Source organism: Priestia sp. 10L35 (assembly GCF_056395685.1).
The window spans coordinates 584050-605379 of the sequence record NZ_JBFTKA010000003.1 but is presented as its reverse complement, the minus strand read 5'-3'; the positions used below and the strand labels follow the sequence as shown (position 1 = coordinate 605379).

Genomic DNA, 21330 nt, shown 5'->3' with positions numbered 1-21330 from the left:
GTAATAAATAGGAAATTACTATACGATAAAATGGTTACAGGGTTTATAAAGATAAGGAAATGAGGTGCGAAGTTGAAAAAGATGCTGAGTTATCTTATTCCCATGCTTTTTATGTTCGGTTTGCTTTCCATGAATTTATTTCAGCCGACTAAAGGCGATTTTATCGCTGTAGGTGCGATATCGATTCTTGCAGGTGCTGTGATTGGTTTTATAATGAACATAAGCTGTGCAGTATTAAAAACAGTCAAAAGTAAGATGGAATAAACTGATTAGAGGTGGTGGAGGTTTTGAGTGAAAGTATCATTATTCAGCCATATGCTAGCAAGTATCAACAGCAAGTAGTGGATTTAATTCTTCATATTCAGCAGCAAGAATACCAAATTCCAATAACGGAAAAAGATCAGCCTGATTTGTTTGAAATCGAAAGCTTTTATCAACATGGAAACGGAAACTTCTGGGTTGCTGTTTGCAACGAAAGAGTAGTAGGAAGCGTAGCTTTAATAGACATTGGCAGCCGTCAAGTAGCGCTGCGGAAAATGTTTGTAGCAAAGTCTTATAGAGGAGCAACCTTGAAAACAGCTCACCGATTATTGCATACAGCCATCGCGTGGGCAAAAGAGAGAGAAGTGGAAAGAATATATTTAGGAACCACGTTACAATATAGAGCTGCTCATCGATTTTATGAGAAAAATGGGTTTCAACATATAGAGAAAGAAAAGCTGCCTGAGAATTTCCCGGTGATGAACGTAGATAAAAAGTTTTATACATATAAGGTATAAAGTGAGCCGCTAGGTTAAGGAATCTAGCGGCTTTTACTTTGGCAATGTCTCTTGATAATGAACTCTTTTTTTAAGTAGCAAATTGTCTAACTGAGCAATTAAAATCCCCGCAACCACAATAACAGAACCAATCAGTTCTTTAAGCGTAAACAGCTCATGCAAAAAGAGAACGGCAAACAGCGCAGCAAAAATAGGCTCTGTTGCAAAAATAAGTCCTGTGTGAGTAGGAGTTGTATAGCGCTGCGCAATAGCTTGACAAATGAATCCAATCGCGCTGCAAAGAACGCCAAGACCTAATATTGCAATCCATGATGATAAAGTAGTTGGGATGCTAGGGTGTTCAAATAAAAAGCTACAAGTCAGTGCAAATAATCCAGCAAACCCTAGCTGTAAAATGCCGAGAGCAATTGGGTTTTCGTTTTTCGTAAACGTGCCGGTCAGCGTGATATGAATGGCATAACATAGCGCCGTTCCAATGCAAAGTAAATCACCAGCATTCATATGAAAGGAGTGCTTTAAAGTTAAAACACCTATACCGGTTAGGGTAGTGATAACGCCAAGCCCAATCGGCCAAGAAGGAAGCTTCTTCACTAAAAAGCAGTTAAGCAATGGAACAAAAATGACCGTTAAACTGACAAGAAATCCGGCATTTGAAGCAGACGTCATGCTGACGCCAAACGTGACAAATGCAAAAACGGAAAACAGTAAAAAGCCTAAAATAGCGGATGATAAAATCGTTTTGCGCGTGATTTGCCGTAAAGGCTTATGAAAAAACAGCCCGGCAATGAAAAAAGCAATCAAACATCTAAGCGCAATAATGGTAAATGATCCGAGTGAACTCAGCCCCATTTTCATAAATACGTACGACATACCCCAAAATACGTTTACCCCAATCATCATCATATTTGCTCGTGTGCGGTAACTCACGTTCAACCCTCCATTGTTTATCATGTACTCACAGTATACAAAGGAATTTGATATTAATAAAATGAATCTTTATAATGATGAACATGAATTAAATTCATGTTGAGGCGGGGTAAAATGAGCTTAGTAAAATACGAAATTTTAAACAAAGTAGCGGAATTGCAAAGCTTTACAAAAGCGGCAGATGCGATGGCGCTCACGCAGTCAGCGGTCAGTCATGCCCTTACAAACCTTGAATCGGAATTTGGCTTTCCGCTTGTAAATCGAAACAGGGCGGGGATTACCTTAACAACAGAAGGCGAAACGATGCTGCTTGCTATTCGGAAAGTGCTGCAAGAAAATGAAAAAGTTCATCAAGAAGCAGCCAGCCTATTGGGTCTTGCAAAAGGAACGATTAAAATCGGTATTTTTAAAAGCGTGTCAACCAAATGGCTTCCTGAAATTATTCGGCTGATGGAGAAAAACTACCCTGACATTCAAATTCAGCTCAAGGAAGGCGACTACCTTGAAATTGAACAGTGGCTGCTGAGCGGAGAAATAGACTGCGGCTTTATCAACATTACGCATTCAAGTCAATTTCATATTATTTCTTTAAAAAAAGACCGGCTGCTGTGCGTCGTATCGAATCAAAGTGCTCTATACCATCAGAAAACCGTTTCTTTTGAAGATCTAGAGAAAGAACCGTTTATTATGCCGACATACGGCGGTTATCATGATATTAAGCAACTGTTTGAGGAACGTGGCATTCAGCCTGACATTCGTTTTGAATTAATGGATGAAAGTGCTATTTTATCGATGGTTACGCATCACTTAGGAATTAGCATTTTACCTGAAATGCTTTTGGATTCGATCCCGCAAGAGTTGCGTGCGATTCCGTTTCAAGTAGACAGCTACCGTTCAATTGGTCTAGCTACTCGTTATCATCTTTCACCTGCAGCCAAAAAATTTGCTGAAACAACGCAAGCATGGCTGCAGGATTCGGATAAGTAGGAGATTATTTATAGAGCAAAATCGGTTAATTCATAAGACTCTTAGGAACTAAGCGCATCTTTGTGCTATAATAAAGCTATACAATTACCTATTAGTCATCATTGATGACTAATTTTTTTTGGAGGATAATATGGAAGATTTATTACAATTAAAGAACAAGAACTTTGTTATTATGGGAGTTGCCAACGACAGAAGTATTGCTTGGGGTGTTGCAAAAGCCCTTCATCAAGTAGGAGCAAACTTAATTTTTACATACCGTAAAGAACGTTCACTAGGAAAATTGAACAAGCTGTTAGAAAAAAATGAAATTCAAGCGACATTAATTGCAGAATGTGATGTAAACAGCGACGAAAGCATTGAAGCAGCTTTCAAAAAAATCGGAGAAGAAGCAGGCACAGTTCACGGAGTGATTCACTCTGTTGCGTTTGCTCACTCAGAAGATTTAAACGGTGAGTTCATCAATACATCAAGAAGCGGATATGCATTTGCTCAAGATACAAGCGCTTATTCATTTATCGCCGTAGCGAAAGCAGCAAAACCTCTTATGACAGAAGGCGGTTCTCTTGTAGCGATGAGCTATCTTGGTGCAGAGCGCGCAGTTGAAGGCTATAACGTAATGGGCGTAGCAAAAGCAGCGCTTGAGTCTTCAGTAAAATACTTAGCATTAGACTTAGGAAAAGACAATATCCGCGTAAATGCTATTTCAGCAGGCCCAATTCGTACACTTGCAGCGAAAGGCATTTCTGACTTTAACCAAATTCTTCACCATGTTGAAGAAAAAGCACCTCTTAAGCGTAACGTAACGCAAGCAGAAGTTGGCGACATGACGGTTGTATTACTGAGCCACCTTTCACGCGGCGTAACGGGAGAAATCGTACACGTGGACGCTGGTTATAATATTGTAGGTTAATTCCAAAACACCTTCTCGAATGAGAAGGTGTTTTTTTGTAGAAAACTGAGAAATCTATCGTTTCCTATTCTGTTTCTATTAAAATTATCAGTCAAAAGACAAGCATCCAAGCATTTTTCTTGCGAATGAATAAAATAGATAGACACAAAGAAAGGATGATTACGATTAAAAAAGATGGCGTATATTCCCTTGTTGCTACAATTGGATTTCTTCCTAACGATACGACTGTCGATTATCGAGCGCGCGTAGAAATTCGTGTCAATGGCACGGCGGTTATCGCGATTGATAACGATTTCTTTGGAGGAAACACTATATTTGTTAACGTAGTATCGGTCTCTACTATTTACAATTTAGAAAAAGGAGATCGAGTTGAAGTCTTCGCGGAAAGTAATGTTGACGGCACAATTGTCACAACAGAAAATGTGTCGCATTTCGAAGCAGCAAGATTTCCATCTCCTTCCGAATAAAAGGCTACATGCATCTTTTGGTGTATAGAAGTCGAGAAAAACAAGTTTAATACAAGCAGGCAAAAGAAGCAGATTTCTTATAAGGAACCTGCTTCTTTTACTTATATTTATTTAAACATTTCTTTTGGATTTTTCTCAGCCTTTTTCATAGGAAGGTAAACAAATACGTGTAAAGAAAGGCTAATCACGGCAGTAATATTAGTAATAAGGCTAATAATAAGAAATATCCATTCTATACTTCCAGATAAGTTTGCGCTTCTGCTTATAAGTGAAGAGCTTACTCCTATAAGTGAGACCCTCATTAATAAAGGTAAGAAATATATAATTTAATTCATAATTAATCAAACGCCTATATTTTAAAATAGATAAGCTCTAAATCCTAAAAAGAACATATGATGTGGCAAAGGAAAAGGAGTTGACGAAATATGCATCAAGGACAGCAACATTATATTCCATGGGAACAATGGCATCATCAGCATCCTCAAGGCACGTGGAATCAATGGCATCAGCAACATCCTCATGTACCGTGGGAGCAGTGGCATAAACAGTATCCGCACGGCACATGGAATCAATGGCATCAACAACATCCATACACACCATGGAATCAGTGGCATCATCAGTATCCGCACGGTACGTGGAATCAGTGGCATCAGCAAAATCCATATGTGCCATGGAATCAGTGGCACCAGCAGCATCCACACAGTTCGTGGAATCAATGGCATAATATTTATCATCAAAGCTAATCAGCTTTTTACCATAAAAGGTCCGGTTCTCCTTGGGAACTGGATCTTTTGTGTATAGACGTGAATGATGCAGTAAGCTTGATTTTCAAAGCTGTATACGAGCGACGATGATGAAGAATATGTTTGGTCAATAGGGTAGGGGGTACATATATAAAGCGAGTTAAAGACCAACATTCATAATGCCTAAGCTGTATAAAATGGACTAGTTCGAGGTAAAGCAACTATGTAAATGAGCAAAATTAAATATAATTTTCTCGCTTGACAATATACCTATAGGGGTATAATATAGAGCATGTAAACAACATTAATTCAATAGCAAGGCGGTGATTGTTATGCTCTATATAGCAGTGTTGTTGCTTGCTATTTTATTTATTGCATACAGACGTTATTATCCCGTTAAAGGAATACAGTGCATACGTGAATCTGAAGCAAAAGAACTTGGGCGAACGGTTGTAGATATTCGTCATTACCATGAAGTTCGCGATTCTATTGGTATAGTTATTCCGTATGCGTATCTAAAACGCTTTTATTCACAAATTCCACAGGGCAGTGTTCATCTGATTGCCGGAGATAGAGTGGAGTTAAATTTGGGCGTAAGGTTCTTACGAAAAAAAGGTTTTGAAGTACGCAGCTATGAGTTAGCAGCATGTAAGTGTAAAAGTAAAGGAAAGAAAGGGGTATTTGATTATGGAGTATAACCAACAGGTGAAAAATCGCCTGCGCCGAATTGAAGGGCAGCTAAAAGGCGTGCTTAGCATGATGGAGCAAGGAAAAGACTGCCGAGACGTCGTGACTCAATTATCTGCTGCAAGAAGTGCCATTGATCGCACAATGGGAGTTATTGTGAGCAGCAATCTTGAACAGTGCGTCAGAGAGAGCCTGCAGCATGGAGAGCCAACCGAAGGGTTAGTGCAAGAAGCTGTACAGCTGTTAGTGAAAAGTCGTTAATCATTGTCACCTTATTTAAGGTTGACGAATATCATTATTTAATATAATATACCCTTACAGGTATATGTATATAAAAGGAGAGATAGCTACTATGAAAATTGATCAAGTTTTAGATGCAAAAGGATTAGCGTGTCCAATGCCAATCGTAAAAACAAAAAAAGCAATGGATACTTTAACAACAGGCCAAGTATTAGAAGTGCAAACGACAGATAAAGGTGCTAAAAGTGACTTAACCGCGTGGGCAAAATCAACAGGACACGAGCTCATTGATTTTAAAGAAGAAGGGAGCACATTTATCTTTTACATTCAAAAAGGATAATTTTTTTAGAATTAAATATACCCCATAGGGTAATAGGAGGAACAACATGACTGAACAAAAGAAACGAACAACAATCGTATTATTTAGCGGTGATTATGATAAAGCGATGGCAGCTTATATTATTGCCAACGGAGCGGCTGCTTATGACCATGAAGTGACGATATTCCATACGTTTTGGGGATTGAATGCGCTTCGTAAAGAAGAAATGGTGTCGGTGAAAAAAGGATTTTTAGAAAAGATGTTTGGCAAAATGATGCCGCGCGGTGCGGATAAAATGGGCTTATCTAAAATGAACTTTGCAGGTATGGGACCTAAAATGATTAAAAACGTAATGAAAAAGCATAATGCTCTAACGCTGCCGCAGCTTATCGAAATGGCACAAGAACAAGATGTGAAGCTAGTGGCTTGTACGATGACGATGGATCTTCTAGGGTTACAGGAAAAAGAACTGTTAGATAATATTGAATATGCGGGCGTAGCGGCGTATTTAGCTGACGCAGAAGACGGAAACGTAAACTTATTCATCTAAAAGATAACTCAATGAAGCGAGGGTTAATATGATTATCAATGCGCTTATTATCGTCTTTCTTTTGTGGTTTTTGTATCAGCGTTTTGCACCAGTAAAAGGAATACAGCAAATATCGACGATGGAATTAAAAGCAGAGTTAAAAAATAAACATAAACAGTTTATCGATGTGCGAACACCGCATGAATTTCGGACTAAACACATTAAAGGATTTCGAAACATTCCTTTATCAGAACTGCCTGCGCAAACAGGCCAGCTTTCAAAAGACAGAGAAGTAGTCGTTATTTGTCAAAGCGGAATGAGAAGTATGAAAGCAAGTAAGCTTTTGAAAAAGCAAGGTTTTACATCTATCACCAACATTAAAGGCGGCATGAATACGTGGAGATAAATCAAGAAGGAGGAGACGTAGCGTGAAGACAATAGCAGCACAAGAAGTAGAACAATTAGTACAGAACCAAAAACAAATTCACATTTTAGACGTGCGTGAAGTAGAGGAAGTAAAAACAGGTAAAATTCCAAACGCGTTAAATATCCCGCTTCCTTTATTAGAATTCCGTATGCATGAGTTAGACAAAACAAACCACTACATTGTTGTCTGTCGTTCTGGAGGCAGAAGCGGTATGGCAGCTCGTTTTCTTGAACAGCAAGGCTACAATGTAACGAATATGACAGGCGGAATGATGGAATGGAAAGGGGAAACGGTCTAATTTTTTTAGATAAAAATATACCCCTACTAGTATTTAAACCAAGGAGGAAAAAGAAATGATGCAAGCAAACTTCGTATTAGATGCAAAAGGGTTAGCATGCCCAATGCCAATCGTAAGAACAAAGAAGAAAATGAATGAATTAGAAGCAGGTCAAGTACTAGAAATTCAAGCAACGGATAAAGGCTCTACGGCTGACTTACAAGCGTGGGCAAAAAGCACAGGTCATGAGTATTTAGGTACCGAGGCAGCAGGTGACGTTCTTCACCACTTTCTTCGTAAAGGCGGCGCTGAAGAAAACGTAACGCCAATTCCTGAAATTTCATTAGAAGAATTTGCGAAAAAAGTAGAGAATGATGAACATCTTCATATTTTAGACGTTCGTGAAGTAGAAGAATACGATGAAGCTCATATTCCAGGCGTAGTTCATATTCCGCTTGGTGAAGTAGAAAAACGTTCGAATGAGCTAAATAAAGAGAATGAAATTTACATTATTTGCCACTCCGGAAGACGAAGTGAAATGGCAGGGCAAACGATGAAAAAGCAAGGGTTTAAAAACTTAATTAATGTGGTTCCTGGTATGCGTGACTGGACAGGTAAAACAGAGTAAATAACCAAATAAAGGAGGAACTAAATATGAGTTCAAAAGTAGCAATTATCGCAGCAAACGGTGGATTATTTGATGCATATAAAGTATTTAACATTGCCACTGCGGCGGCAGCAAGCGATCAAGAAGTATCGATTTTCTTTACATTTGAAGGGTTAAATCTTATTCATAAAGAGGGACATAAACAATTAACTATGCCTGCAGGGAAAGAGCATTTCGCTGAAGGTTTTCAAAAAGCAAATGTTCCGTCTATTCCGGAGCTTGTTGAAATGGCGCAAGAAATGGGTGTTAAATTCATTGGCTGTCAAATGACAATGGATGTAATGGGATTAACAAAAGAAGATTTTGTAGACGGTATTGAAGTAGGCGGAGCAGTTACGTTTTTAGATTTCGCCAAAGATGCAAATGTGTCATTAACCTTTTAATTTTAACGAATGACTATAACTGAAAAAATACTATAGGAGGTATTTTAATATGACAGTACATGTACTTACTGCAAAAGAAGTTACATCTAAAATTATCAATAAAGAAGCGTTATTTATCTTGGACGTTCGTAACGAAAGTGATTTTAGCGATTGGAAAATTGAAGGTCATCAATTTCAGCATTTAAATGTTCCATACTTCGATCTTTTAGACGGAGTAGAAGAAATCTTAGAAAAAATCCCTTCTGATAAAGAAGTATTAGTTGTCTGCGCCAAAGAAGGTTCATCCGTGATGGTAGCTGACATGCTTTCAGAAGAGGGGCTTACCGTATCGTACCTTAAAGGCGGTATGAAAGCGTGGAGTGAATATTTAGAGCCTGTTAAAGTCGGAGATTTAAAAGACGGCGGAGAGATCTATCAGTTTGTTCGTATCGGTAAAGGATGCTTATCTTATATGATCGTATCAAACGGTGAAGCGGCTATTATTGATGCGACGCGTATGGCGGATGTGTATATTAACTTTGCCAAAGAACTTGGTGTCACTGTTAAGCATGTGTTTGATACGCACCTTCATGCAGATCACATTTCAGGAGGAAGAGTTATTGCTGAAGCAACAAATGCAGCGTACTGGCTGCCTCCAAAAGATGCAGAAGAAGTGATTTTTGACTACAAGGCGTTAGAAGAAGGCAGTGATGTCGTGATTGGTAACACAATGATTACGATTCAGCCTCTTTATTCACCGGGTCATACGATTGGATCAACTTCTTTTATCGTAGACGATCAATACTTACTTTCAGGTGATATTTTGTTCATCGATTCAATTGGACGTCCTGATTTAGCTGGTATGGCTGAAGACTGGGTAGGCGATCTGCGCGAGACGCTTTATAAACGCTATAAAGCATTATCAGATGAGTTAATCGTATTGCCAGCTCATTTTATGATTATTGATGAGCTAAATGATAACGGCAGCGTAGCTGAAAAGTTAGGTACTTTGTTTGCGAAAAATCATGGATTAAACATCAAAGACGAAGCAGAGTTCAGACACTTAGTAACAGATAATTTACCGCCGCAGCCAAATGCATATCAAGAAATCCGTGAAACCAATATGGGGAAAGTAAGTCCAGATGAAGAAAAACAGCGTGAAATGGAAATTGGACCAAACCGCTGTGCGATTCGCTAAGTAAAAAGTTCAGCTTAAACAAAGGAGAGAGAGAAATGGAATCAACTAAAGTACTAGATGCAAAAGGGCTGGCATGTCCAATGCCGATTGTTAAAACAAAAAAAGCAATGAATGAACTTGAAGCAGGTCAAGTGTTAGAAATTCATGCAACGGATAAAGGGGCAAAAAACGATCTTGCAGCCTGGGCAAAATCTGGCGGTCACGAGCTTCTTCATACAGAAGAAGGCGACGTTTTTAAGTTTTGGATTAAAAAAGGATAAGAAATAATGGACGAAAAGGGTATCTCTTGTAAAAGGTACCCTTTCCTTATATGAAACGGAGCGACTATAGATGGATCTTATATTTATCATCACGCTTTTTCTTATTGGATTTATTGGGTCGTTTATTTCCGGTATGGTCGGTATTGGCGGGTCTGTTATTAATTATCCGATGCTGTTATATATTCCTCCATTAGTAGGAGTAGGAGCATTAACGGCTCATCAAGTCTCAGGTGCAGGAGCTGTTCAAGTGTTCTTTGCGACAATAGGCGGCGTATGGGCGTATCGAAAAAGCGGATTTTTAAACAAATCATTAATTTTATATATGGGCAGCAATATTCTAATCGGCAGCATGCTTGGAAGCTACAGCTCACATTATATGAATGAACAAGGATTAAATGTTGTATATGGAGTTTTAGCTCTTATTGCGGTTGTTATGATGTTTATTCCAAAGAAAAATTTAGATGAGATAAAAGAAGGCGAACTTCAATTCAATAAAGGGTTAGCTTCTATTTTATCACTGCTTATCGGAGCCGTAGCAGGCGTGTTAGGAGCAGGAGGAGCCTTTATTTTAGTTCCTGTGATGCTCGTAGTGCTTAAAATCCCAACTCGAATTACCATCGCAACTTCACTAGCCGTTACCTTTATTTCTTCCATTGGTTCGACGGTTGGAAAGCTGATAACGCATCAAATCCCATTTATACCTGCACTTATTTTAGTGGCGGCAAGCCTGATTGCCTCTCCAATCGGTGCAAAAGCGGGGCAGAAAATGAATACAAAAGTGCTTCAGTGGATCCTTGCCGGTTTAATTTTAACAACGGCAATTAAGATTTGGTGGGGGCTGCTATAAAAAAGCTAAAGCTATGGGTTCCCATAGCTTTAGCTTTTTTTATAGCACTTCATGACTTTCCACAAACGCTTCAAGCGCAGGGTGAAATTCTTTTTGATAGTGGTTCGACGGACATACTTTTACAACAGTAGAGCGAAGCGCATTGGATTTTGATGTATTTAACACTTGCTTGCATTTAGGGCATCGTTCATTAAACAGCAAATGAAGCCATTTCACTTTTCATCACTCCTGTACTAAAACCTTTAAATCTTATCGAGTTAATAAGGATTATAAAGGGTTTTGCACGGTAGGTCAATGAAAAGGGAAGAGATCTTACAAAATAGTTTACTAAGATAAATATATTTGCATAAAAAATTAAGAATTTATAGAATTTATTGTTTATTTATTTGATTTTTATGTTATCCTTTTTAACATACATTAAATACAAGGCCATATTTATCGTACGACCTTTGATTTGTATTACAAATAGTGAATAAGAAAAATATGTACGGAAAGGAGAATGTGACATCAAGAAGAAATGAAGAGTCAGAGAGCAAGCAGATGCTGGTTGTCTATTAAAAAGGCATCTTCCAAGGCTTAAAAGAAGCCTGAGCTCATAGGGAAGGCTTTTGTTTTAATTTTTCTGACTATTCGAATAATTAACTCGTTATTAAAAGTTTAAAATCTAGAAAAGGAATGATCATCAATGAAAGATAAATTTGCCCAACGAGCTAGTCTTGTAAAATCCTCTGAAACGCGTGAAATCTTAAAAGTAACGGAACGACCAGAAGTCATTTCGTTTGCAGGAGGACTTCCAGCACCGGAGCTATTTCCCGTTGAAGCAATGAACGATGCGTGCCGCGCCGTATTAAATGAAGACGGAGCCGCTTCGCTTCAATATAGTACAACAGAGGGGTATATCCCTTTACGAGAAGCAATTTCTAAACGAATGCAGGACATCGGCATTGAGTCCACGGTTTCGAACATTTTAATTACGTCCGGATCTCAGCAGGCAATCGATCTGACCGGAAGACTGTTTCTTAATGACGGAGACGTGGTAATCTGTGAAAGCCCAACGTACCTAGCAGCCATTAACGTATTTAAATCCTACAATGCGACGTTTGTAGAAGTAGACATGGACGAAGACGGAATGATTATGGAAGAGCTAGAGAAAAAGCTTCAGGAAAATCCACAGGCTAAATTTATTTATACGATTCCTGATTTTCAAAATCCTACAGGGCGCACCTTAACGCGAGAAAGACGTCAGCGAATGATCGAACTTGCGAACGCATACGAAGTGCTGATTGTAGAAGATAATCCGTACGGAGGAGTCCGATTTGCAGGAGAAGCGCTGCCCCCGGTTAAGCATTTTGATACAGAAAACAGAGTGATTTACATCAGCACATTCTCTAAAATTTTTGCACCAGGTCTTCGAATCGGCTGGGTATGTGCAGACGAAGCTTTCATTGATAAGTACGTAGCGTTTAAGCAAGTGGCTGACTTGCATACGGACAGCTTTGCTCAGCGCGTAACGGCTAAGTACATGGAGCTTTATGATATCGAAGAGCACATTCAAAAAATTAAAGCCGTATACAAAGAGCGATGTACCCAAATGCTATCGTGCATCGAAGAATTTTTCCCGGAGAATTTGTCTTACAGTAAGCCAGAAGGCGGATTGTTTATTTGGGTGGAACTGCCCCAAGGAATCGATTCAGCACATATCTTTTCAGAATGTCTAAAAAATAACGTAGCCTGTGTGCCTGGAACGCCATTCTTTCCAAACGGCACAAGAAACAATGCGCTGCGCTTGAATTATTCTAATATGTCTGCTGAACAAATCGTTGAAGGCATGAAGCGTATGGGAGACGTATTGCATCGTGAATTGACAAGGGAAACGACTGTTTTATAAAAGTAATGGAAAAATCAAATAAAGCGATTTTATTAATTCATGAAATATACGGTGTGAATGATCATATGAAGTTTATGAAAGAGAAATTGTCTAAGTTAGAGGCAGATATTATCTGCCCTAACTTATTATCTAAAGACGCTCCTTATAGTTATGAAGAAGAAGGAATGGCTTATCAAAACTTTGTTCAAAACATTGGTATTGATGAGGGTTCAAGACAAATTACTAACATGTTAATTCAACTAAAACAAGAATATGAAGAAGTAGGAGTTATAGGCTTCAGTGTAGGAGCGACAATGTCGTGGCTATGCAGTGAAAGCAATTTGTGTAACTTTGTGATTGGCTGTTACGGATCACGCATTAGAGATTATGTAAATAGAAGTCCTGTTTGCCCAACTCTTCTTATTTTTCCTGCTGAAGAGCAAACATTTGATGTAGACTCTTTAATAAATTCATTAGAGCAAAAAAGAGAGCCGCTTTTGGAAATTAAAAAGTTTTATGGCGTTCATGGTTTTATGAATCCTTTTTCACAAACCTTTAATAAAGAATCAGCAGACCAAGCCTTGCAAACAATAAGTGATTTTCTCGAAAAACAATTAGCTGATCACTAGCTATGTATTCTGAAAGTGATACCTTACAATAAGCAGAAACTGACTCTTTTCCAGTACATATACATGTATTAACATTTTCTTTAGACGTATCGAAAAGGAGCGAGGTTATGCTACAGTCAGGTGAGCTTGTAGGAACAGCGGTAAAGCTAGTGCCGCTTGGGAAAATGCATGAGCAAGGACTCTATGAAGCTGCAAAACCGAAAGAAATTTGGGAGCATCTCCCCGTAAAAGTTCATAGTCTAAGTGATATGAAACGGCTGATTGAAAGTGCTTTAGAAGCAAAGCAAGAGGGAAGAGAGCTGCCTTTTGCTGTGTTTGATATAGAGTCACGTTCAATTGTAGGAAGCACGAGATTTTTAGATATATCACTTCCCAACAAAAGCGTAGAAATAGGTTGGACGTGGTACCATCCGTCCGTGTGGCGCACCCGGGTTAATACGGAGTGTAAGTATTTATTGTTAAAATACTGTTTTGAAGAGCTGAAGCTTCACCGCGTTCAATTCAAAACGGATGTGCGAAACAATAGGTCCAGAGCTGCTATTAAACGGTTAGGGGCTACCCAGGAAGGCATCAGCAGAAAACATATGGTTTTACCTGATGGATACGTACGAGATTCGGTTATCTTCAGTATAATTGACGACGAGTGGCCGTTTGTCAAAAAGCGACTAGAAGGTTTTTTACATGCAGCCAGTCAAGGAAATAAAGAAAATGCCAGCAATTAATGGCATTTAAAGATAAAAAGCACAAGCTCTAGCTTGTGCCTTTTGATCGTTAAAGAGCTTCTTTAATAATTTTTTTATAGTAAAGAACAGATAAAATACCAAAAATAGAGTAGAGGACCGTATAGATAATCATGACGATAATCATTGGTGTCCAAAGCTCTGTTCCAAACAAGAACCAGCCAGACTGTACGGCAAAATAGCTGTGAAGCAAGCCTAGGGTTAACGGGATGCCGAAGTTAAAAAGCTGCTTAATCATTATGCCAGTTAGTAAGTCTTTTTCGGTAAAGCCTAATTTTCTAAGAATCGTATAGTTTGGCTTTTCATCTTCACTTTCATCCATTTGTTTGAAGTAAAGAATGCACCCTGATGTGATTAAAAAGGCTAGTCCAAGGAAAGCGACAATGAACATAATTAGACCCATATTCTGCTTTTGGCTTTTTACCGTTTCGATACGCGCATCATTGAAGGTATGATTGCCCAATTTCATTTCTTTGAAAATCTCATTTGCTTTTGGTAAGTCATTTTCTTGTGATATATCTATCCCTGTGTACACAGAAGATTCTCTTTGAATAGAAGGATCCACGTCTTGTTCCAGTTCATTAAACACGGAATCGGCTACAATCATAGTAGGCATACCGCTTGTAAAATAGGTAGATAAGAGAAATTTTCGATTTAAACCTATATACTTTTGCGGAATGACTTTTTTCTTTCCTTTTAGCTCAATTTCCCCGGAATCTTTAAATGAATTTACTCGTTGAAGCATATCATTATAGCCGGTAAACAAAGTTTCATTTTGAGCTACATTTACACCACTAACAGATTTTTCGCTAACAACCGAAAAAACCATAGCGGACGAGTCTACCATCGGGCCTTCCAAATTATTTTCTAAGATGTTTTTTACGTTTGCTTTTACTTGGGTGACGTCGATCTTTTTTTCCGTGTAGGCTATTTTCTTTCGATTCAGCGCGGCTTTAAACGAAGCTGCATCTTTTGTATTATTGATAGAAAAATCGTTAGGCACATAATCTTCGGCCGACTTTTCAGCAGAATAATAAGAGATGTAGCTCAAGCACAATAGACCAATAGCCAGAGCAGATACGGTTGTAATAACCGTCAGCAACAGTGCATTTGATTTCATGCGAAACATAATGGAAGAAAGAGATAATACATTGTTAATCGATAAATAGCCTTTTTTGCTTTTTCGCATGAGATTTAATAAAAAGCGAACTGAGCCTTTATAAAACAAATAGGTTCCGATGATAACCGAAGCTAAAATGGATACCATTGCGATAGACAAAGCATTCATGCTTGTAAAAGATCCGTCAAACAATTTAGCAGAAATATAGTAGCCGGAAGCAATAAAGATCATGCCAAGAATTCCAATAATAATTTCAAGAATACTGATTTTTTTTGTTTTGCTTTCTGTTGATGACGTAATGCGGAATAGTGCTAAAATGGTCTGTCTTTTAATAAAAAGATAGTTCATCGTCATAATTAACAAATAGATGACTCCGAATACAATCAGCGTTTGAATCAAGGCTTCTTCTGAAAAGTGAAGCTTGGCAATGCCTTTGGTGTCCGTAATTTTAAATAAAATCATAATGATTACTTTAGAAAACGAAAATCCAATTAAAATGCCGACAATCAGCGAGCTAAAGTACAACATAAAATTTTCAACGGTCAAAATACGGAAAATTTTTGTTTTGGTCATGCCAATTAGCTGAAATAAGCCAATTTCTTTACTGCGCCGCTTAATAAAAATCGTATTTGCATATAATAGAAAGATAGAAACAATAGCTACAAGTAAAACAGAAGCGGCCCGAACCGCTGCGCCTCCTTTAATTGAACCTTTGGTTGCATCAAGAGCGGGGTCATACTGCAGCGTGACAAAAGCAAAATATAAAGCTGCGCTGAAAATTAGTGCAAAAACGTATAAATAATAGTTTTTTACATTCTTTTTGAAGTTGCGGAAAATCAGCTGATTAATGTTCATGTTGAACTCCGCCTAGCACGCCTTGCGTTTTCATAATATCGTCAAAAAAGGCTTTTTGCGTTTGATCGCCTTTGTACAGCTGCGTATAAATTTGTCCGTCTTTTATAAAAATGACTTTGCTGCAATAGCTGGCTGCCACTGGGTCATGCGTTACCATCACAATACTTGCGCTTCTTTTGTCATTAAGCTCGGTCAGTTTGTTTAGCAAATCGCTGGCCGCTTTTGAATCAAGAGCACCTGTGGGTTCATCAGCAAAAATCATGCTTGGCTCATGAATAAAGGCTCTTGCAGCGGAAGTACGCTGTTTTTGTCCCCCGGAAATTTCACTTGGATATTTGTCTTTCAGCTCATAGATGCCGAGCTGTTTGGCAAGCGCATCAAATTTTTTGTGAGCTACTGCTGAAGGAGTTTTTGCAACGGAAAGAGGCAAGAGGATATTTTCTTTTACTGTCAGCGTATCGAGCAAGTTATAGTCTTGAAAAATAAAGCCTAAATGCGTTTTTCGGAAGTTTGCTAACTGCTTTTCTTTCATTCTGCTAATTTCATTTCCTTCGATTTTGATGGTTCCTCCGTTGATTTTGTCAATGGAGGAAAGCACGTTCAGAAGAGTCGTCTTGCCTGATCCTGAAGCGCCCATAATTCCTACAAATTCTCCTTTCATAATCGTAATGTCTACGCCTTTTAATACTTCTTGTCTATTAAATTTATTTCCGTAGCTTTTATGAATATTAGTTGCTTCTAATATGTTCATATGTACTCACTCCTTTGATCTGATACGTTTATTATAGAAAAAGGGCTTTAGCTTTTCCTTTGATTCACCGAACAAATAACGAAAGCATGTGACATTTTTGTCACATGCTTTTCATATCCACAAAATCATTTGATTTAGGAAAGGCAAGTGTAAACGTTGTGCCTTCATTAAGGGCAGACTGCACGCCAATGTGAATAGAAAGAGCGTGCGCAGCTTTTTGAGCGAGATATAAGCCCATGCCTGTAGCGCGGCTGTCTTCATGCTGCGTAGTTGAGGTGAAACCTTTCTCAAAAATGCGCGGCATATCTTGAGGAGAAATGCCCCGTCCGTTATCTTTTACCTCGATGTATACTTGACCGCGGTGCTCGTAGCTTCTAATCATCACATCAGATTCTTCACTGTACTTGACTGCGTTTGTTAACAGCTGTCTCATAATAAACGAAAGCCACTTTGCGTCACACAGTACACGTTCTGCCTGTAGGTCCACATCAAACCCAATATTTTTTTGCATGCACCAAGCTTGCAGCGTTTTGATTTCAGTGAAAATAAGGGACTCTAAATCAAGATGTTCAATATACATATCATTTTCGATAAAGAAAATGCGCTTTTGATGCAGCTGTTGATCAAGCAAAAAGTGAATGCGTAGCCACTCGAACTTCAAGTTTGCTTTAACTTCTCGATTTTCTAAGCGTTCAATTATTAAATGCATCGCAGTTAACGGCGTTTTAATTTCGTGAATCCAAGCTAACAGTTCATCTTTTTCCTGCGTCACGTGCAGCAGAGTTTGCACACCATCTTTTTTCGCTTGTTCTAATTGTTGCATCAGGTTTCGCTGAACAATCTTTTCAAACGGACGCAGTGGATGAGAAAGAGTAGAAGAATCAAAGAAGTCTTCTTCATCTTTTAGTTTTTGATAAAATTTCGTTTCTTTCTGATAGCGGAAGACGCAGAAAATAAGAAAGATAATTGATGATAAAAACACGATATAGAGAATCGAAGACAGAGGAATGGATTCATCAATATACGCGATAAAAAGCATAAAAAAATGCATGATGAAAAAGAAAAAGATCCAGCTTAAACGCTCGCGAATAAAGAGTTTAATCATAGCGTTCCTCTTCAATGGCTACGTAGCCTTGGCCGACTTTTGTTTCAATAAAAGCTCCAAGTCCAATTTCATCTAATTTTTTTCGCAGGCGATTGACGTTTACCGTCAGCGTATTGTCACTGATAAACCGTTTATCTTCCCACAAACTATTAATCAGTTCATCTCGGCTTACAATCATATTCTTTTTTTGTATTAAACATTTTAAAATAAAGATTTCATTTTTGGTTAAATCGATAGCTGTAGATCCTGCTGATACTTTATTTTTTTCATAATCAATCGTAGCTCCTTGCCACGAAAGAAGGTTTACTTGTTCAACGCTGTAATTATACACGCGGCGGAGAAGGGCCTGTATTTTTGCTACAAGCACATCAAAATGAAACGGCTTTTGCACAAAGTCGTCTGCGCCAAACTGCATAGACATTACCATATCAGAAGGATGATCACGTGAAGATAGAAAAATGATAGGGATTTTTGAGTGAGAACGAATCATTCTGCACCAGTGAAATCCGTCATACTTCGGCAGCTGAATATCCATAATAACTAAATCAGGTTTTACCTCGCTAAACTCCTGCATAACGTTACTGAAATCACGGATGCCGTAAACATCATAAGACCATTGCTCCAACCGTTCTTTCAGTTCGTTAAACAGCGTTACATCGTCTTCAATTAAAAGAAGTTTAAACAATAACACGTACCACGCTTTCTGTTTTTATACTTATTTTATAGCAATATCCTTTTATTTACCATATGTGATAGTAGATTCACCAGCGTTCTTTATAAAATGTGAAAGAATAGCTTTCGACGAGCATAGTTTATAAACATATATTGAACTCTAGTGAAAAAAGGAGAGCTGTTATGAAAGCGATGTGCGTAAAATAGGAAATGTAGCTATAGTTTTAAAGAAATAAAAGCACATATTTAAAAAGCTAATTTGACTTACCTGGATAGTAGGTATAACATGCAGATAAGTCAACTAAACATCTATTAAAAACCGATCGACCAGACGACTGGAGATGCTTTGAACAATCAAAGCATCTCTTTTTATTTGTCATAAAAAGGAGGAAGTATATGTTGAGTGAAAAAAGAAAGCTAAAGCTAGGAGCAAATATTAAAGGCCTTGGAAGTACGACGGATGGATGGAGACATTCGGACGCAGAGCCTGATGCAAGCATTAACATTGAGTTTTATAAGAAACAAGCGCGCATATTGGAAAAAGGACTGTTCAGCTTTATCTTTATTGCGGACGGATTAGCCATATCTGAAAAGTCTATTCCTCACTTTTTAAATCGTTTTGAGCCCATTACGCTGCTGTCAGCTCTCGCTGCTTCTACGAGTCACATCGGACTGGTTGGGACGGTTTCAACAAGTTTCAGTGAGCCTTTTACAATCGCTCGTCAGCTGATGTCTCTTGATCATATAAGCGGCGGGAGAGCGGGGTGGAACGTAGTTACTTCTCCGCAAGAAGGGGCAGCGCGCAATCACAGGAGAGGGTATCTTCCTCTTCACAGCGAACGATACGAAATTGCAAAAGAGCATCTCGACGTAGTAAAAGGACTGTGGGATTCATGGGAAGACGATGCTTTTATCTACAAAAAAGAAACCGGTCAGTTTTTTGATCCAAAGAGAATGCATACGCTTGGATTTAAAGGCAAGCATTTTCAAGTTCAAGGGCCGTTAAATATTGCTCGTTCAAAGCAGGGACATCCGGTTGTGTTTCAAGCAGGTTCGTCAGAAAGAGGAAAAGGATTCGGAGCAGAGAATGCCGATGCGATTTATACAAATGCACATACACTAGAAGAAGCGCAGGCATTCTATCAAGATATGAAAAACAGAGCAAGAAATCACGGGAGAAATCCCGAGGAGCTTCTCATTTTTCCAAGTATTGATTTAATTATAGGAGATAGCGAGGAAGATGTCGAAAGAAGATATGGAGAGCTTGCTGCGCTAATTCCAATTGATCACGCCATTACATATTTAGCTCGTTTTTTTGATGACTACGACTTTCAGCAATTTGACCTAGACGCCCCGTTTCCAGAGTTAGGGGATATCGGAGCAAATGCCTTTCAAAGTACGACAAATAAAATTAAACAAGCGGCGGCTGCTCGAAAGTTAACGTTAAGACAAGTGGCGCTTGAAACAATTTTGCCGCGTTCGCCGTTTTCAGGAACACCTGAACACGTAGCGGATGAAATGCAAAAATGGCATGAGCAGGAAGCAGCGGATGGATTTGTACTTCGTCCGTTTATGAGCGATACGTTTCATCAATTTGTGGAAAAAGTAGTGCCTATCTTACAAGAGCGTGGGCTTTACGACACTTCATATGAAAGCAGTACGCTGCGAGGAAATTTGAACCTTTCCGTTCCAGCCAATCAATATAGTCAAACAAAGGAGGAGTATGTGTATGACAGTCAAATTAATCAGTGACTACAGCGTCATAGAAAGCTTAAAAAAGCAGGTAATTGAGTGGAGAAGGCATTTTCATCGCTACCCTGAATTATCGTTTCAAGAACATCGAACGTCTCAGTTTGTTGAAGATACGCTTCGTTCGTTTGGAAGCTTTATTATTACTCGTCCTACACCAACAAGCGTGGTGGCTAGATTAATAGGAAAAGAGCAGGGGAAAGTGGTTGCGATTCGAGCGGATATGGACGCGCTGCCGATTGAAGAAGAAAACACGTTTGCATTTGCCTCGGTTCATAAAGGCGTGATGCATGCATGCGGACATGACGGTCACACGGCTATTTTATTAGGAGTAGCTTCCGTTCTTTCTCAGTTAGGAAATGAATTTAAAGGAGAAATTCGCTTGATTTTTCAACACGCAGAAGAGCTGCTGCCCGGGGGAGCGCAGGAACTTGTGAAAGAAGGCGTGATGGAAGGGGTGGATTATGTAATTGGTACGCATTTGAATTCTGGTCTTCCCGTCGGAGAAATCGGCGTGCTTGCAGGTCCTATGATGGCTTCGCCTGACACGTTTAATATATCGATTAAAGGAAAAGGAGGACACGCCGCAGCGCCTCACGAAGCAGTTGATGCCATTGTGGTAGGAACGCAGATTGTGACCAACCTCCAAACCATTGTTTCAAGAACGACCAATCCAATTGATAAATTAGTCGTATCAGTTACACAGTTCCATGGAGGAACTACGCACAACGTACTTCCTGATAAAGTGGAGCTGAACGGTACCGTTCGCAGCTTTGACGCGGCGCTGCGAGAAAAAGTTCCGGCACAAATTGACCGTATGGTAAAAGGACTAACAGAAGCCTACGGTGCAGAGTACACCTTCACATATGAAAAAGGCTATCATCCCGTCATTAATTCTGAAGAAATTACGCGTTTAATTGAAGAAACAGCTATCGAAGAATATGGAGAAGAACGTGTAAAGACGCTGTCCCCTAAAATGGGAGGAGAAGATTTTTCAGCTTATCTGCAGGAAACGGAAGGAGCATTTTTTAACATCGGAGCACGAAATGAAGAACAAGGCATTGTATACCCTCATCATCATCCGAAGTTTACGGTAGATGAAGCCTCGCTTGAAATTGGAGTAAAGATGTTTTTGCGCATAACAGAAAAGCTATTGGCTCGTTAAAAAAGAACAAGAACCTATTTGGTTCTTGTTCTTTTTTATGTATTTTTACTT

At 38.9% G+C, this 21330-nt stretch carries 28 protein-coding genes and 1 pseudogene; 22 read left to right on the top strand and 7 right to left on the bottom strand.

The window, feature by feature from the left end:
- The first annotated feature begins 81 nt into the window (after positions 1–81).
- Both AC1DEF_RS14365 and AC1DEF_RS14360 read left to right on the top strand, forming a co-directional pair.
- Entirely contained in the window at positions 82–264 is a 183-nt protein-coding gene (locus AC1DEF_RS14365; protein ID WP_237074491.1) for a hypothetical protein, read from the top strand.
- A gap of 23 nt (positions 265–287) precedes the next feature.
- Positions 288–779 carry a GNAT family N-acetyltransferase gene (locus AC1DEF_RS14360; protein WP_097822846.1) on the top strand — a complete coding sequence of 164 codons (492 nt, stop codon included), beginning with the start codon at positions 288–290 and terminating at the stop codon, positions 777–779.
- 33 nt (positions 780–812) lie between these two features.
- Here the strand turns inward: AC1DEF_RS14360 and AC1DEF_RS14355 are convergent, their stop codons facing one another.
- Positions 813–1706, bottom strand: a complete 894-nt coding sequence (locus tag AC1DEF_RS14355; protein WP_097822845.1) for a DMT family transporter — start codon at positions 1704–1706, stop codon at positions 813–815.
- A 114-nt stretch (positions 1707–1820) separates the two neighbouring features.
- On the opposite strand from AC1DEF_RS14355, the gene AC1DEF_RS14350 reads away from it, so the two are divergent.
- The 3 genes and pseudogenes from AC1DEF_RS14350 to AC1DEF_RS14340 form a co-directional block, all read left to right on the top strand.
- Entirely contained in the window at positions 1821–2693 is an 873-nt protein-coding gene (locus tag AC1DEF_RS14350) for a LysR family transcriptional regulator (RefSeq protein ID WP_097822844.1), read from the top strand.
- 130 nt (positions 2694–2823) lie between these two features.
- Positions 2824–3603: an enoyl-ACP reductase FabI gene (fabI, locus tag AC1DEF_RS14345; RefSeq protein ID WP_013058045.1), complete on the top strand. Its 780-nt coding sequence runs from the start codon at positions 2824–2826 to the stop codon at positions 3601–3603.
- Between the two features lie 161 nt (positions 3604–3764).
- Positions 3765–4070, top strand: a pseudogene (locus tag AC1DEF_RS14340) (hypothetical protein); the annotation flags it as partial.
- A 107-nt stretch (positions 4071–4177) separates the two neighbouring features.
- On the opposite strand, the gene AC1DEF_RS14335 reads toward AC1DEF_RS14340, so the two are convergent.
- Positions 4178–4372 (bottom strand): hypothetical protein, encoded by a 195-nt coding sequence (locus AC1DEF_RS14335; RefSeq protein ID WP_228540834.1) that lies wholly within the window; start codon positions 4370–4372, stop codon positions 4178–4180.
- 123 nt (positions 4373–4495) lie between these two features.
- Here AC1DEF_RS14335 and AC1DEF_RS14330 point away from each other — a divergent pair, with 123 nt between their 5' ends.
- From AC1DEF_RS14330 to AC1DEF_RS14275, 12 genes are all read left to right on the top strand, one after another.
- Positions 4496–4813, top strand: coding sequence for a hypothetical protein (locus AC1DEF_RS14330; protein WP_025750968.1), 318 nt, complete (start codon positions 4496–4498; stop codon positions 4811–4813).
- Between the two features lie 332 nt (positions 4814–5145).
- A complete protein-coding gene (locus tag AC1DEF_RS14325) occupies positions 5146–5511 on the top strand; it encodes a sulfurtransferase (protein ID WP_097822843.1) in 366 nt (121 codons plus the stop codon).
- Entirely contained in the window at positions 5501–5761 is a 261-nt protein-coding gene (locus tag AC1DEF_RS14320; RefSeq protein ID WP_014459165.1) for a metal-sensitive transcriptional regulator, read from the top strand. Before AC1DEF_RS14325 ends, AC1DEF_RS14320 begins: the two co-directional genes overlap by 11 nt.
- A 91-nt stretch (positions 5762–5852) precedes the next feature.
- Positions 5853–6080, top strand: coding sequence for a sulfurtransferase TusA family protein (locus AC1DEF_RS14315; RefSeq protein ID WP_014459166.1), 228 nt, complete (start codon positions 5853–5855; stop codon positions 6078–6080).
- 46 nt (positions 6081–6126) lie between these two features.
- Positions 6127–6609 carry a DsrE/DsrF/DrsH-like family protein gene (locus AC1DEF_RS14310; RefSeq protein ID WP_097822842.1) on the top strand — a complete coding sequence of 161 codons (483 nt, stop codon included), beginning with the start codon at positions 6127–6129 and terminating at the stop codon, positions 6607–6609.
- Positions 6610–6637: 28 nt separating this feature from the next.
- Complete coding sequence (locus AC1DEF_RS14305; protein ID WP_097822841.1) at positions 6638–6994, top strand: rhodanese-like domain-containing protein; 357 nt, start codon at positions 6638–6640, stop codon at positions 6992–6994.
- 22 nt (positions 6995–7016) lie between these two features.
- Complete coding sequence (locus AC1DEF_RS14300) at positions 7017–7313, top strand: rhodanese-like domain-containing protein (protein ID WP_097822840.1); 297 nt, start codon at positions 7017–7019, stop codon at positions 7311–7313.
- 55 nt (positions 7314–7368) lie between these two features.
- Entirely contained in the window at positions 7369–7920 is a 552-nt protein-coding gene (locus AC1DEF_RS14295; protein WP_097822839.1) for a sulfurtransferase TusA family protein, read from the top strand.
- Between the two features lie 26 nt (positions 7921–7946).
- Positions 7947–8342 carry a DsrE/DsrF/DrsH-like family protein gene (locus AC1DEF_RS14290; protein ID WP_097822838.1) on the top strand — a complete coding sequence of 132 codons (396 nt, stop codon included), beginning with the start codon at positions 7947–7949 and terminating at the stop codon, positions 8340–8342.
- 49 nt (positions 8343–8391) lie between these two features.
- Positions 8392–9519, top strand: a complete 1128-nt coding sequence (locus AC1DEF_RS14285; RefSeq protein ID WP_043981330.1) for an MBL fold metallo-hydrolase — start codon at positions 8392–8394, stop codon at positions 9517–9519.
- Positions 9520–9554: 35 nt separating this feature from the next.
- Positions 9555–9779: a sulfurtransferase TusA family protein gene (locus AC1DEF_RS14280; protein WP_013058035.1), complete on the top strand. Its 225-nt coding sequence runs from the start codon at positions 9555–9557 to the stop codon at positions 9777–9779.
- Positions 9780–9849: 70 nt separating this feature from the next.
- Complete coding sequence (locus tag AC1DEF_RS14275) at positions 9850–10626, top strand: sulfite exporter TauE/SafE family protein (RefSeq protein WP_097822837.1); 777 nt, start codon at positions 9850–9852, stop codon at positions 10624–10626.
- Between the two features lie 39 nt (positions 10627–10665).
- On the opposite strand, the gene AC1DEF_RS14270 is transcribed toward AC1DEF_RS14275, so the two are convergent.
- Complete coding sequence (locus AC1DEF_RS14270; RefSeq protein ID WP_176521189.1) at positions 10666–10842, bottom strand: hypothetical protein; 177 nt, start codon at positions 10840–10842, stop codon at positions 10666–10668.
- 469 nt (positions 10843–11311) lie between these two features.
- On the opposite strand from AC1DEF_RS14270, the gene AC1DEF_RS14265 reads away from it, so the two are divergent.
- The 3 genes from AC1DEF_RS14265 to AC1DEF_RS14255 all read left to right on the top strand — a co-directional run bounded on the left by AC1DEF_RS14265 (position 11312) and on the right by AC1DEF_RS14255 (position 13844).
- A complete protein-coding gene (locus tag AC1DEF_RS14265) occupies positions 11312–12514 on the top strand; it encodes an aminotransferase-like domain-containing protein (RefSeq protein WP_097822836.1) in 1203 nt (400 codons plus the stop codon).
- 5 nt (positions 12515–12519) lie between these two features.
- Positions 12520–13122 carry a dienelactone hydrolase family protein gene (locus tag AC1DEF_RS14260; RefSeq protein WP_097822835.1) on the top strand — a complete coding sequence of 201 codons (603 nt, stop codon included), beginning with the start codon at positions 12520–12522 and terminating at the stop codon, positions 13120–13122.
- A gap of 107 nt (positions 13123–13229) precedes the next feature.
- Positions 13230–13844, top strand: coding sequence for a GNAT family N-acetyltransferase (locus tag AC1DEF_RS14255; protein WP_097822834.1), 615 nt, complete (start codon positions 13230–13232; stop codon positions 13842–13844).
- A 49-nt stretch (positions 13845–13893) separates the two neighbouring features.
- On the opposite strand, the gene AC1DEF_RS14250 is transcribed toward AC1DEF_RS14255, so the two are convergent.
- The 4 genes from AC1DEF_RS14250 to AC1DEF_RS14235 all read right to left on the bottom strand — a co-directional run bounded on the left by AC1DEF_RS14250 (position 13894) and on the right by AC1DEF_RS14235 (position 18378).
- Positions 13894–15837, bottom strand: a complete 1944-nt coding sequence (locus AC1DEF_RS14250) for an ABC transporter permease (RefSeq protein WP_097822833.1) — start codon at positions 15835–15837, stop codon at positions 13894–13896.
- Positions 15827–16588 carry an ABC transporter ATP-binding protein gene (locus AC1DEF_RS14245; protein ID WP_029323043.1) on the bottom strand — a complete coding sequence of 254 codons (762 nt, stop codon included), beginning with the start codon at positions 16586–16588 and terminating at the stop codon, positions 15827–15829. The genes AC1DEF_RS14250 and AC1DEF_RS14245 overlap by 11 nt, the downstream gene beginning before the upstream one ends.
- Before the next feature lie 100 nt (positions 16589–16688).
- Entirely contained in the window at positions 16689–17693 is a 1005-nt protein-coding gene (locus AC1DEF_RS14240; RefSeq protein WP_097822832.1) for a sensor histidine kinase, read from the bottom strand.
- On the bottom strand, positions 17686–18378 hold the full coding sequence (locus tag AC1DEF_RS14235; RefSeq protein ID WP_057244713.1) for a response regulator transcription factor: 693 nt from the start codon (positions 18376–18378) through the stop codon (positions 17686–17688). The genes AC1DEF_RS14240 and AC1DEF_RS14235 overlap by 8 nt, the downstream gene beginning before the upstream one ends.
- A gap of 386 nt (positions 18379–18764) precedes the next feature.
- Between AC1DEF_RS14235 and AC1DEF_RS14230 the strand changes: the two genes are divergently transcribed.
- Both AC1DEF_RS14230 and AC1DEF_RS14225 read left to right on the top strand, forming a co-directional pair.
- Positions 18765–20117, top strand: a complete 1353-nt coding sequence (locus AC1DEF_RS14230) for an LLM class flavin-dependent oxidoreductase (RefSeq protein ID WP_097823071.1) — start codon at positions 18765–18767, stop codon at positions 20115–20117.
- Positions 20095–21279 carry a M20 family metallopeptidase gene (locus tag AC1DEF_RS14225; protein WP_097822831.1) on the top strand — a complete coding sequence of 395 codons (1185 nt, stop codon included), beginning with the start codon at positions 20095–20097 and terminating at the stop codon, positions 21277–21279. Before AC1DEF_RS14230 ends, AC1DEF_RS14225 begins: the two co-directional genes overlap by 23 nt.
- Positions 21280–21330 lie beyond the last annotated feature (51 nt).